Origin of the sequence: Pseudomonas sp. HS-18, assembly GCF_020401845.1 — a bacterium.
Taxonomy (GTDB): domain Bacteria; phylum Pseudomonadota; class Gammaproteobacteria; order Pseudomonadales; family Pseudomonadaceae; genus Pseudomonas; species Pseudomonas nitroreducens.
The window spans coordinates 863,486-876,281 of sequence record NZ_CP084413.1 but is presented as its reverse complement, the minus strand read 5'-3'; the positions used below and the strand labels follow the sequence as shown (position 1 = coordinate 876,281).

Below are 12,796 nucleotides of genomic sequence, written 5' to 3'. Positions count from 1 at the left end.
GTGGCGCCTGGCGCCGGGGCTGGCTTGCCTGCAATCGGCAGGGGCGACGACGATTTCGGCACAGCCGGCGGCCGAATCCCGACCATCCGGTCGTCCTAAGGATTGGCCCCACGTTGCTTGGGCCAATCCGGAGCTTCGGGTAAACTTCCGCATCTTTGCCTCTCATAACGATCAGCCTGATGCCCACGACGTTCCACGAGATTCCCCGCGAGCGCCCCGCCACGCCTCTGCTCGACCGCGCCAGCACGCCGGTCGAGCTGCGCCGGCTGGGGGAAGCGGAGCTGCTGACCCTCGCTGACGAACTGCGCCAGTACCTGCTGTACAGCGTCGGCCAGACCGGCGGCCATTTCGGCGCTGGCCTGGGCGTCATCGAGCTGACGGTCGCCCTGCACTACGTCTTCGACACCCCGGACGACCGCCTGGTGTGGGACGTCGGCCACCAGGCCTACCCGCACAAGATCCTCACCGGTCGCCGCGAGCGCATGGGCAGCCTGCGCCAGAAGGACGGCCTGGCCGCCTTCCCGCGCCGCTCGGAGAGCGAGTACGACACCTTCGGCGTCGGCCACTCCAGCACCTCCATCAGCGCCGCCTTAGGCATGGCCATCGCCGCGCGCATGCAGGGCTCCAACCGCAAGTCGGTGGCGGTAATCGGTGACGGCGCGCTGACCGCCGGCATGGCCTTCGAGGCGCTCAACCACGCGTCGGAAGTGAAGGCCGACATGCTGGTGATCCTCAACGACAACGACATGTCGATCTCCAACAATGTCGGCGGCCTGTCCAACTACCTGGCCAAGATCCTCTCCAGCCGCACCTACAGCAGCATGCGCGAAGGCAGCAAGAAGGTGCTCTCGCGCCTGCCCGGCGCCTGGGAGATCGCCCGCCGCACCGAGGAATACGCCAAGGGCATGCTGGTCCCCGGCACGCTCTTCGAGGAGCTGGGCTGGAACTACATCGGCCCCATCGACGGCCACGACCTGCCGACCCTGATCGCCACCCTGCGCAACATGCGCGACCTCAAGGGCCCGCAGTTCCTCCACGTGGTGACCAAGAAGGGCAAGGGCTTCGGCCCGGCCGAGATCGACCCGATCGGCTACCACGCCATCACCAAGCTCGAACCCGAGGGCGCCCCCGCCCACGCCGTGCCGAAGAAGGCCGGCGGGCCGAAGTACTCCAGCGTGTTCGGCCAGTGGCTGTGCGACATGGCTGCCCAGGACCCGCGCCTGGTCGGCATCACCCCGGCGATGAAGGAAGGCTCCGACCTGGTGGCCTTCGCCGACAAGTTCCCGGATCGCTACTTCGACGTCGCCATCGCCGAACAGCACGCCGTGACCCTGGCGGCCGGCATGGCCTGCGACGGCGCCAAGCCGGTGGTGGCGATCTACTCCACCTTCCTGCAGCGCGGCTACGACCAGCTGATCCACGACGTCGCGGTGCAGAACCTCGACGTGCTGTTCGCCATCGACCGTGCCGGCCTGGTGGGCGAAGACGGCCCGACCCACGCCGGCAGCTTCGACCTCTCCTACCTGCGCTGCATCCCCGGCATGCTGGTGATGACCCCCAGCGACGAGAACGAACTGCGCAAGCTGCTCACCACCGGCCATCACTTCGAAGGCCCGGCGGCGGTACGCTACCCGCGCGGCACCGGCCCGAATGCCGCCATCGAAGCCGAGCTGGCTCCGGTGGAAATCGGCAAGGGCGTGGTGCGCCGTGAAGGCAAGGCCGGCAAGGTCGCCTTCCTGGTATTCGGCGTGCAACTGGCCGAGGCACTGAAAGTCGCCGAGCAGTTCGACGCCACGGTCGCCGACATGCGCTTCGTCAAGCCGCTGGACGAGGAACTGGTGCGCCAGCTGGCCGCCAGCCACGAGCTGCTGGTGACCATCGAGGAGAACTCGGTGATGGGCGGCGCCGGCGCCGCCGTCAGCGAATTCCTCGCCCGCGAGAATATCCAGCAGCCGATCCTGCACCTGGGCCTGCCGGACTACTATGTCGAGCATGCCAAGCCTGCGCAGATGCTGGCGGAGTGCGGTCTGGACGCCGCCGGCATCGAAGCCGCGGTACGTGCGCGCCTGCACGTCCTCGGCGACCGCTGAGCACATCCCTCGTCCTGAGTATTGCCAGCCACGGGCGCACCTACTAAGGTGCGCCCGTTTTCGTTCGAGGTAACGGGAAGCAGGTGAAAGACCTGCGCTGCCCCCGCAACGGTAACCGACACGTTCCCGAACCGGATCCTGATCTCGCGAGCTAGAGCAGAACAAGGCGAAAGCAGAAGTGGAAGCGGAGTTTGCTACAGCAAATGAGCATTTCGCTTCTGCTTTCAACGCCGTTATGCCGACGCGCAGCAGATCAGGGCCGGTTCGATTCGTAGCATCGCCATGGCCACTGCAGATTGTGGGAAGGCGGCGATGTGACGTCGGCAGCCCGGAGACCGCCCTCGACACGCCCCGACAGGTGTTGCGGAGGGCCGCACCGTCAAGTGCGGCCTGCCGCCCTTGCCACGCCCTCCTCGAAAGTCATCCGCCCGCTTTTGAGGACGCTCCATGAAACTGACCCGACTCGCCCTGGCCACCAGCCTGCTGCCCGGCCTGGCCTTCGCCGCCGACGACATCTACCGGCTCTCCGACCAGGTGATCACCTCCGCGCGCCAGGCCCAGCCGCGCGCCGAAGCCACCTCGGCCAACAGCGTGTTCACCCGCGCCGACATCGAGCGCCTGCAGGTACGCAGCGTCCCTGACCTGCTCGCCCGTGTGCCCGGCGTGCAGATGGGTAGCTCCGGTGGCGTGGTCTCCTACTCCGTGCGCGGCACCAGCACCGCGCAGACCCTGGTGCTGGTGGACGGCCAGCGCATCGCCTCGGCCAGCAGCGGCATTGCCCGCCTGGACTACCTGAGCATCGACAGCATCGAGCGCGTCGAAGTGACCCGTGGCCCGCGTTCCGCGCTGTACGGCGCCGACGCCATCGGCGGCGTCATCCAGATCTTCACCCGCCGCGGCGAAGCCGGCCTGCACCCGGAAGTGCGCCTGGCCGCCGGCAGCCACGGCACCTTCGAGCGCAGCCTGAGCCTCTCCGGCGGCGACGAGCAGACCCGCTACAATCTCGGCGGCAGCCTGGACGAAAGCCAGGGCTGGGACCGCACCAGCGACAACGTCGGCGCCGACAACGACCACGACGCCCAGCGCAACAAGGCCGTGCACCTGAACCTGGACCATCGCTTCAGCGAGGACTGGAAGGCCGGCCTGAACCTCAACGACCAGCGCGGCAAAAACGAATACGACGACGCCTACAACTTCGAGCCGGGCTCGCCCCGCGACGAATTCCGCGTCAGCAGCTACAGCGCCTACCTCGACGGCCAGATCACCAGCATGTGGAACAGCCGCCTGGAACTGGGCCGCAGCTTCGACCGCAACAAGGCCGTGGGCGCGGCCGACAGCTGGAACAACGGCACGCTGGAAACCACCCGCCACTCGGCGAGCTGGATCAACCGCCTGCAACTGGACGAGGCCAATCAGCTGGCCCTGGGCGCCGACTGGTACGAGGACAAGGTCGACGGCAGCACCGACTTCGCCGAGGACCAGCGCAGCAACCGCGCCTTCTTCGCCCAGCACAGCTTCAAGGGCGACGACTTCGGCACCGAGCTGGGCATCCGCCACGACAACAACCAGGCCTACGGCAGCCAGAACAGCTGGAACGCCGCCTTCAACCTGCCGGTCGGCGACAACCAGACCTGGATCGCCAGCTACGGCGAAGGCTTCCGCGCACCGACTTTCAGCGACCTCTACTACCCCGGCGCGAGCAACCCGGACCTGAAGGCCGAGACCTCGAAGACCTACGAGCTGCAATGGCGCGGCGACTTTTCCGGCACGCACCTGGAAGCCGCGCTGTACCGCACCGAGGTCGACGACCTGATCGCCTGGGACAGCACCAGCAACCAGCCGGAGAACATCAACAAGGCACGCATCAATGGCTTCGAGGCCAGCGTTGCCCGCGAAGTACTGGGCTGGCAGGCCGCTCTCGGCCTGAGCCTGATCGACCCGCGCGACCGCGACACCGGCCACACCCTGCCCTACCGCGCGCGCCGCACCCTGAGCCTGGACCTGGATCGCCAGTTCGGCACCTTTGGCGTCGGCAGCACCTGGCGCGCGGTCAGCCAGCGCTACGACGACGCGGCCAACACCCGCGAACTCTCCGGCTACGGCGTTCTCGACCTGCGCACCAGCTGGCTGGCCAGCAACGAAGTCCGCTTCGACCTGAAGCTGGATAACGTCCTGGACCGCGACTACACCCTCGGCGACTACCTGCGCCCGACCAGCCCGAGCGACTACATGGGCGAGGCCCGCCCCTACCGCGAACCAGGCCGTACCGCACTGCTGGCGGTAACCTGGACGCCGGAGCTGTAAGAAAAGCGGCCTGGCGGCCCCTCACCCTAACCCTCTCCCGGAGGGAGAGGGAACTGACCTGGCGTCCGGCGAACGCCGTGCCCCCGGGCAACGCCGAACGGCCCCCTCTCCCGTTGGGAGAGGGCTGGGGTGAGGGGAGGAGCCCCAGCACCGATGCCAATCAGGCCACCATAGGAGCGGATTCATCCGCGATGCCCAATCGCGCACGGGCAGACATCCACGGCGGCCCGGTGCAGGAGCCCGCTCGCAAGCAGCGGATTAAACCAGTACCCCCGCCATCCGCCCCAGTTCCGCGCAATCCTGCGCATGCCAGTCGGTCAGCTCGGGCCAGGGATTCTCAGCAAGATTCACCAGCGCACTGTGTGCCCCAGCCGCACGCGCGCAGTCGAGGTCGAAGCGGTAGTCGCCGACCATCAGCATGGTCTGCGGCGCCACGTCCCAGCGTGCGGCCAGACGCAGCAGGCCATCCGGGCTCGGCTTGGGGTCGGCCTCGCCACGCCCGAGAACATCCTCGGTCAGGAAGCAATCGCCAACGCCGATGGCCGCCAGCGTGATCAGCGCCAGCTCGTGGGCATTGCGCGTCAGGATGCCCAGGCGGTAGCCCGCAGCATGCAGCGCACGCACCAGATCCACCGCGCCCGGCGCCGCTTTGGACGCCACCGCCAGCTCGCGCTCGTGCTCCAGCAGCCAGGCGTGCTTGGCCGCCGCCTCATCTTCCGGCAGCGCGGCCAGGTGGGTGAGGATGTCGTGCTCCTGGGGAATCCCCAGGGCCCGCTTGATCGCCGGGAAGTCGTGCACGGCCAGGGTCAGGGTGCCGTCCATGTCGAACACCCAGTGGCGAATCTCTCCCAGCGGCAGGGCGAGCGTCATGCCCAGTCCTCGCGGCGACGGATCAGGCCTTCCTGGGTCGAGGAAGCGACCAGTTGGCCTTCACGGTTGAAGATACTGCCGCGCACGAAGCCGCGGCCATTGCCGGCCCAGGGGCTGTCGATGGCGTAGAGCAGCCACTCGTCCGCGCGCAGGTCGCGGTGGAACCACACGGAATGGTCGATGGTGGCGACCTGCATGTCCTTCTGCCACACCGAGCGGCCATGGGGCAGCAGCGAGGTGGTGAGGAAGCCGAAGTCCGAGGCGTAGGCGAGGATGTACTTGTGCAGCGCCGGGATGTCCGGCAGCTTGCCGTCGGCGCGCAGCCAGAGGTACTTGATCGGCTCGCCGACCTCCGGGTCGTACGGGTCGTTCTCGGTCACCGGGCGGATTTCGATGGGCTTGGGGTAGAGCAGCTTGTCGCGAATGCGCTCGGGGAACTGCGCGGCGCTGCGCTTCTTGAGTTCCTGATCGGTCGGCAGGTTCTCCGGGCCGACCACGTCGGGCATGCTGATCTGGTGCTCGAAGCCTTCCTCGTCGGTCTGGAACGAGGTGCTCAGGGCGAAGATCGGCTGGCCCTTCTGGATCGCGGTGACGCGGCGGGTGCTGAAGGTGCCGCCGTCGCGCACGCGGTCGACCTGGTAGACGACCGGCTTGCTGGCGTCGCCCGGACGCAGGAAGTAGCCGTGCATCGAGTGCACGTGGCGCTCCGGGTCGACGGTCTGGCTGGCCGCCGACAGCGCCTGGCCGAGTACCTGCCCGCCGTAGAGCTGGCGGAACCCGAGGTCCTGGCTCGTGCCGCGGAACAGGTTCTCTTCGATCTGTTCCAGGCTCAGCAGAGCCACCAGGTTGTCCAGGATCTGGGTCATGCGCGTTGTTTCCTCAATTGCGGTCTTGCTGAAGTGGGAGTCGGCGTGGCGACGGATAGGCGGGAAGGCTGGTGAGCCGTTCATCCCAGACCGCGCGGCCAATGGTGAAATGATAGAGGCTGACCGGGCAGTCCGGCCCCCCTTCCAGCAGTTGGTGTACTGCCGGATCGAAATAGCAGCCGATGCCGGTGCCCGACAGGCCCGCCGCTTCGGCTTCCAGGTAGAGCAGTTGGCCGATCTGCCCGGCTTCCCAGTACAGGCGCGGATAAGTCCAGGCGCCCTCGGTCAGCGCGGCGTCGAGGTCGGCGAGCATGGCAAAGGCGACGCAACCGTCGCTGGCGATGTCCTGCCCACAGGACAGGAACGCCGACAGCCCGCGTGCATCACCGGACAACAGGCGGTACAGCGGCACACCGCTCTCCTCGACCGGCTGCCACAGGTAGTCCTCGCGCAACCCTCCCGCCTCGCGACCACTGCGGCCCAGCCAGTACAGGCCCGGCTCCAGGCCCTGGACGCGGTGGACGAACAGCAGCAGGTCGACACGCGCCGGCTCGCCGGTGCAGGCGAACGGCACGGGCGAGCGCTCCGGCATCAACCGCTGCAGCCAGGCATACAGCAGTTCGGCGCGAATGCCGCTGCGGCCATCCATGGACTGCGCGCTGCGCCGACGATGCAGGATCGGGCGCAACGGCAGGCCGGGGTTATCCACAGCGGGATCGGCATTCGCGGCGATCCATTGGCCGGCGGGCAACGCGGGCGCGCGGCACAAATGGTGCACGCGCTCCAGCTCCGGCCAGCGGCGATAGTCGCGGGACAGGCGATTGGGCGTGCCGTCCAGCGGCAACTCGGCAAGGCCCTTGAGCAGGGAGTCGGGCAATGGGAATTCGGCCGGCTGCGCCGGGCCGATCCATAGCAGTGCGTCGGCGAACTCATGCTCGCTGAAGCCTTCGCGGTCGAGACCGATCAGCGCATCCAGCCGTGATTCGACAATGCCGCGCAACAGGCGCACCTCCCAACCCTGGATCGCCGCGGCGATGCCCAGACAGGCCAGCGCGTGGCCCAGGTCATGATTGCAGTAGCGGTAGGCGCGCTCGCCGTACTTCCAGGCCTCGCGCCAGGGAATGCTCGCCAGCGCCAGCAGGAAACCACCCGCCGGCAGCGCATCGTTCAAGGGTTCGGCCAGCGGCGCGGGCAGCTCGGCGCGCACTTCCAGCACGTGTTCGTCGGCGCTGTAGTGCACCAGCAGCGCAGCGTTATCCACAGCGCCGGGGGGCAGCAGCAGATAGGCTTCGGTCGGGTGCAGATTGCCGCTGGACGGGTTGACCCGCAGCGCCCAGCGGTTGCCGCCGGCCTCCTTCCACGCCGAGATCGCCAGGCTGTCGTAGAGCAGCTGCGAAACGCTGGCGAGGCTCAGTGGCGCCGGTGGGCCGATGGGGCCGGCGAAGGCGTCGTCATACCCCGGCGACTCTTCCTGCGGCCGGTGCAGCAGTTCGACACAGCGCGCCCCCGCGTAGCGGCGGAAGGCGGCCGGCTGGGTCGCCCAGTCGAGCTGGCCGGGGCCGGGGGCGAAGCGCTCCGGACGATGGCTGCTCAGTTCGTGGTAGGCGCGCACGCCGTCTTCCGGCTTCATGGGCGGCGAATCCGGTACAACACATGGGGGCGCAAGGCGTGGCCTTCCGGCAGGCGCGGGTGCTCGAAGTCGCCGGCTTCATCGCGAATCATCCCCAGGCGCTGCATCAAGCCCTGGGACGGCAGGTTGGCCGGCACGGTGAAGGCCACCACTTCCTCCAGCTGCAACTGCTCGAAAGCGAAATCCAGCGCGGCGCGGGCCGCTTCCAAGGCATAGCCCTGGCGCCAGTGGGCGACGTTGAAGCGCCAGCCGATCTCCACTGCGGGCGTGAAGGCCGCCTCGAAGGACACCCGCGCCAGCCCGAGCACGCCGAGGAACGCGCCATCCTCGCGGCGCTCGACTATCCACTGGCCGAAGCCATGCTCGTCGAAATGCTGGAGGATGCGCGCGGCCAGCAGGTCGCTCTCCTCGCGGCTCATGCAGGCGGGGAAGTGGCGCATCACCTGTGCGTCGGCGTTCAACGCGGCGAAGGGCGCAAGGTCCTCGGTGCGCCAGGGCCGCAGCAGCAGGCGCTCGGTAGTCAGGCTCGGGATATCCATGGTCGGCATCACGCGTCGGCAAAGGTGACCATGATACCCGCCCACGGACCTGTAGGCGGCAATCCGTCAGACCAGGCGCAATCGATTCAGCAACGAGCGCCATCATCTGGTATTTTTCTCCTACCTTCGCTGTCGGTCACTGCCTTGACCGTGCTCTCGCAGACAGCCGCGCTGCCACGGCGCACCTCAAGAAGACCAAGGAAACCCCATGACGACCTCCACCACCGGACTGCAACGCAGTACGGCCCTGGTGCTTTTCGCCCTTGCCGTCGGCGGCTTCGCCATCGGCACCACCGAATTCGCCACCATGAGCCTGCTGCCCTATTTCGCCCCGGCGCTGGGCATCGATGCCCCCACCGCCGGCCACGTGATCAGCGCCTACGCCCTGGGCGTGGTGGTCGGCGCGCCACTGCTGGCGGTGCTCGGCGCGCGCCTGCCGCGTCGTACCCTGCTGGTGCTGCTGATGGCGCTGTTCGCCGTCGGCAACGGCCTCAGCGCCCTGGCGCCGACCTACCACTGGATGCTGCTGTTCCGCTTCATCAGCGGCCTGCCCCACGGCGCCTACTTCGGCATTGCCGCGCTGGTCGCTGCCTCCGTGGTGCCGCCGCACCGGCGCACGGTGGCGGTCGGGCGGATGTTCCTCGGCCTCACCGTCGCCACCATCATCGGCGTGCCGCTGGCCAACTGGCTGAGCCAGGCCGTGGGCTGGCGCTGGAGCTTCGCCCTGGTCGCGGCACTGGGCGTGCTGACCATGATCTGCGTGCGCCTGCTCGCGCCCTACTCGCCCGCCGAACCGGACTCCAGCCCGCTGCGCGAGCTGGGCGCGCTGAAGCGCGGCCAGGTCTGGCTGACCCTGGGTATCGGCGCCATCGGCTTCGGCGGCCTGTTCGCGGTGTACACCTACCTGGCCGACATCCTTGGCGCCGTCACCCACGTCTCGCCGAGCATCGTGCCGCTGGTGATGGCGGTGTTCGGCATCGGTATGACCCTGGGCAACCTGTTCATCCCGGTACTCGCCGACCGCGCCGTGATGCCCACCGCCGGTGGCCTGCTGGTGTGGAGTGCGGTGGTGCTGGCGATCTTCCCGTTCACCGCCGGGAACATCTGGACCATCTCGATCTGCGTGTTCTTCGTCGGCTTCGGCGGCGCCCTGGGCACCGTGCTACAGACCCGCCTGATGGACGTCGCCGAAGACGCCCAGGGCCTGGCCGCGGCGCTGAACCATTCGGCGTTCAACTTCGCCAACGCCCTGGGCCCATACCTCGGCGGCCTGGCCCTGGCGGCCGGCTACGGCTGGACCTCGCCGGGCTGGGTCGGCAGCCTGCTGGCCATCGGCGGCTTCGTGCTGTGGTCGGTCTCGGTGGTCACCAGCCGAAGCGCGCAACGCAACACCGCCCTCTCCAACGAAGGCTGATCCAGAAGGGCCGGCGCCATGCCGGCCCTTTCGTCCGTGCACAAGCTCGGCGTACCCTTGTCGCCATGCCGCTGCCCCTGGTCTACCACGACGACTACAGTCCGCCCTTCCCGGACAATCACCGCTTCCCCATGGAGAAGTTCCGCCTGCTGCGCGACCACTTGGTGGACAGCGCCCTGGTGAGCGACGCCGAGCTGCTGCGTCCGGAACTCTGCCCTGTGGATATCCTCGCCCTGGCCCACGACCGCGATTACATCGAGCGCTATTGCAGCGGCGAGATGAGCCGCGAAGAACTGCGCCGCCTCGGCCTGCCCTGGAGCGAAGCGCTGGCCCGGCGCACCGTGCGTGCGGTCGGCGGCTCGCTGCTGGCGGCCGACCTGGCGCTCGAACATGGCCTGGCCTGCCATCTGGCCGGCGGCACGCACCACGCGCACCATGACCACGCCTCGGGCTTCTGCATCTTCAACGATCTTGCCGTGATCAGCCTCTACCTGCTGGAAAGCGGCAAGGCCAACCGCGTGCTGATCTTCGACTGCGATGTGCACCAGGGCGATGGCACTGCACGCATCCTGGAGAACGTGCCGGACGCGGTGACCGTGTCACTGCACTGCGAGAAGAACTTCCCCGCGCGCAAGGCGCAGAGCGACTGGGACATTCCCCTGCCGCTGCACCTGGGCGATGCGGACTACCTGAAGGTGGTAGAGGAGGCGCTGGACTATCTGCTGCCGCTGTACCAGCCGGACATCGTGCTCTACGACGCCGGCGTGGACGTGCACAAGGACGATGCCCTGGGCTATCTGCAGCTCACCGATGCGGGATTGGCAGCGCGGGACGAGCATGTCATCCGCCGCTGCCTGGCCAGCGATATTCCGGTGGTCGGCGTGATCGGCGGGGGCTACGACAAGGACCGCCACGCGCTGGCCCGACGCCATGGCATCCTGCACCACAGCGCGGCGCGGGTAGCGCGCGAGCTTCAGTTGGCCCGGTAGCGCGAGTTGTTGGTGTCCATGCGCGAGGGCAGGCGCTGCTGCTCCCAACGCGCCAGCTCTTGGGCCGAAAAGCCCAGCAACGCACCGGCACGCAAACGGCAATCCTCACCGTAGTGCTTCTCGCAGAAGCGCATCACCTGTTCGGGTACATGGTGCTGCAGCAGCTCCTGGGCGCGCAGCGGCCCCGCGAACTGCAGGTAGCGCGGCAACAGGCGGCTCCAGTTGGTGAACACGTAGAGGTTGTGCAATGCGACCTGTATCGACAGCAACTCGAGCACACGCTGCTCGAACTTCACTTTCGAACCCTGCAGGTTTTTATTCAGGCGCACCACCATATGGGCCACCGCCTCGTTGAGCAGAGTGCGAATTTCCTCGCTGGGGAGCGCGCGAATAACGATGTCGAGGCCATTCACGCGCACGCGGGTGTCACTGCCCTCCACCCAAAGGTGAGCCTCATGAGAGCGAAGGTAATCACGAACTTTCATCGAGCATCGGACCAAGGTTGCAAGAGGCCCGCATGCTGACGGATTCACAAAAGCGCCAACATCGGCGGAATCTCGATCCGCTGTCAGAATTATCGTAACCCCTACCCTCTGGGGATCAGGGCGCGCTGTACGATACTGACCACCTCCTTGGAATATGCCGCGGCCAACGTTTTCCACCATGGCTGTGGAACGGCCTGTGGATAACCTGCGGGAAAGCACTCGACGCCCTCGCCTGCGCAGGCCCCGGGAAAACTGGGCAAAAAATGAGCAACCGGCGCGCAGTGCTGCTGCGCTAGAATTGCGCCTTTTCCCGCACTCTCCGCCTGGCCTTCTGCATGACCGATTCCCGCCCGCTCGCCTCCCGTACCGCCATCGTCATCGGCGGCGGCCCCACTGGCCTGATGGCGGCCGAAGTCCTGGCCGGCGCCGGGGTGAAGGTGGAACTGTTCGATGCCATGCCCTCGGTCGGACGCAAATTCCTGCTGGCCGGCGTCGGCGGTATGAACATCACCCATTCCGAGCCCCGCGAGCCGTTCCTGTCGCGCTACGGAAAGCGTGCGCAAACCCTGGCGCCGCTGATCGACGCCTTCGACAACAAGGCGCTGTGCGCGTGGATCCATGGCCTGGGCATCGAGACCTTCGTCGGCACCTCCGGCCGCGTATTCCCCACCGACATGAAGGCCGCACCACTGCTGCGGGCCTGGCTCAAGCGCCTGCGCGAAGCCGGCGTGGTCATCCACACCCGCCACCGCTGGCTGGGCTGGAACGTCAACGGCGCGCTGCTGATCGAAGGGCCGGAAGGCCAACGCAGCGTGACGGCCGATGCCACCGTACTCGCCCTCGGCGGCGGCAGCTGGCAGCGCCTGGGCTCGGACGGTGCCTGGGTACCGCTGCTGGCCGAGCGCGCTGTGGATATCTCGCCGCTGCGCCCGGCCAACTGCGGTTTCGAGGTGTCTGGCTGGAGCGAATTCTTCCGCGACAAGTTCGCTGGCGCACCGGTCAAGCCGGTGGCCCTCTCGCTGCCCGGCGGCACGCCGCGCCAGGGCGAGTTCGTGGTCACCGCCGGCGGCATCGAGGGCAGCCTGGTCTATGCCCTGTCTTCCGCTATCCGCGAGCGCATCGAGCAGTCCGGCAGAGCCACGGTGCACCTGGACCTGCTGCCCAGCCGCAGCCTGGAGCAGGTCGCCAAGGCCGTGGCGCAGCCGCGCGGCTCCAAGTCCATGGCCAACCATCTGCGCGGCCGCCTGGGGCTGGACGGCGTGCGTGCCGGGCTGTTGCGCGAGTTGTCCACAGCCGCCGACTATGCCGCCCCGCAGCGCCTCGCCGCCCTGATCAAGGCGCTGCCGCTGACCGTGGTGCGCACCCGCCCGCTGGACGAAGCCATCAGCAGCGCCGGTGGCGTGACCTTTGAGGCGCTGGACGACTGCCTGATGCTCAAGGCGCTGCCGGGCGTGTTCTGTGCCGGCGAAATGCTCGACTGGGAAGCGCCCACCGGCGGCTACCTGCTTACCGCCTGCTTTGCCAGCGGCCGCGCGGCCGGGCTTGGCGCACTGCACTGGCTCGAAGCACAAGGCTGAGCGCTGCACTTTATGGAACCATGGTGCTAGAT

10 protein-coding genes and 1 riboswitch are annotated in these 12,796 nt (G+C 67.8%); of the genes, 5 read left to right on the top strand and 5 right to left on the bottom strand.

Translation table 11 applies throughout. The annotated features are described in order from the left end of the window. The first annotated feature begins 179 nt into the window (after window positions 1–179). Together dxs and LDJ84_RS04180 are read left to right on the top strand one after the other, a co-directional pair. On the top strand, window positions 180–2,090 hold the full coding sequence (dxs, locus tag LDJ84_RS04185) for a 1-deoxy-D-xylulose-5-phosphate synthase (protein WP_024764654.1): 1,911 nt from the start codon (window positions 180–182) through the stop codon (window positions 2,088–2,090). A gap of 29 nt (window positions 2,091–2,119) precedes the next feature. Further along, window positions 2,120–2,449: riboswitch (cobalamin riboswitch) on the top strand. Between the two features lie 88 nt (window positions 2,450–2,537). Then, window positions 2,538–4,394, top strand: a complete 1,857-nt coding sequence (locus LDJ84_RS04180; RefSeq protein ID WP_226045943.1) for a TonB-dependent receptor domain-containing protein — start codon at window positions 2,538–2,540, stop codon at window positions 4,392–4,394. Window positions 4,395–4,652: 258 nt separating this feature from the next. Here LDJ84_RS04180 and LDJ84_RS04175 read toward each other — a convergent pair whose 3' ends face one another. Genes LDJ84_RS04175 through LDJ84_RS04160 form a run of 4 tightly spaced genes read right to left on the bottom strand, consistent with a single transcriptional unit; the run spans window position 4,653 to window position 8,299 of the window. Then, entirely contained in the window at window positions 4,653–5,252 is a 600-nt protein-coding gene (locus LDJ84_RS04175; RefSeq protein ID WP_170859279.1) for an HAD family hydrolase, read from the bottom strand. An 8-nt stretch (window positions 5,253–5,260) separates the two neighbouring features. Next, complete coding sequence (gene tesB / locus LDJ84_RS04170) at window positions 5,261–6,130, bottom strand: acyl-CoA thioesterase II (RefSeq protein ID WP_037010855.1); 870 nt, start codon at window positions 6,128–6,130, stop codon at window positions 5,261–5,263. A 13-nt stretch (window positions 6,131–6,143) separates the two neighbouring features. Beyond that, window positions 6,144–7,760: a nitroreductase family protein gene (locus LDJ84_RS04165; protein WP_226045942.1), complete on the bottom strand. Its 1,617-nt coding sequence runs from the start codon at window positions 7,758–7,760 to the stop codon at window positions 6,144–6,146. Continuing rightward, window positions 7,757–8,299, bottom strand: coding sequence for a GNAT family N-acetyltransferase (locus LDJ84_RS04160; protein WP_170859207.1), 543 nt, complete (start codon window positions 8,297–8,299; stop codon window positions 7,757–7,759). Before LDJ84_RS04160 ends, LDJ84_RS04165 begins: the two co-directional genes overlap by 4 nt. Before the next feature lie 208 nt (window positions 8,300–8,507). Here LDJ84_RS04160 and LDJ84_RS04155 point away from each other — a divergent pair, with 208 nt between their 5' ends. Next, on the top strand, window positions 8,508–9,713 hold the full coding sequence (locus LDJ84_RS04155) for an MFS transporter (RefSeq protein ID WP_226045941.1): 1,206 nt from the start codon (window positions 8,508–8,510) through the stop codon (window positions 9,711–9,713). Window positions 9,714–9,778: 65 nt separating this feature from the next. After that, window positions 9,779–10,702, top strand: a complete 924-nt coding sequence (locus LDJ84_RS04150; RefSeq protein WP_226045940.1) for a histone deacetylase — start codon at window positions 9,779–9,781, stop codon at window positions 10,700–10,702. Here LDJ84_RS04150 and LDJ84_RS04145 read toward each other — a convergent pair. Next, on the bottom strand, window positions 10,687–11,142 hold the full coding sequence (locus LDJ84_RS04145) for a hypothetical protein (RefSeq protein WP_226045939.1): 456 nt from the start codon (window positions 11,140–11,142) through the stop codon (window positions 10,687–10,689). The genes LDJ84_RS04150 and LDJ84_RS04145 overlap by 16 nt on opposite strands. A gap of 380 nt (window positions 11,143–11,522) precedes the next feature. Between LDJ84_RS04145 and LDJ84_RS04140 the strand changes: the two genes are divergently transcribed. After that, complete coding sequence (locus tag LDJ84_RS04140; protein ID WP_226045938.1) at window positions 11,523–12,764, top strand: TIGR03862 family flavoprotein; 1,242 nt, start codon at window positions 11,523–11,525, stop codon at window positions 12,762–12,764. The last annotated feature ends 32 nt before the right edge of the window (window positions 12,765–12,796 follow it).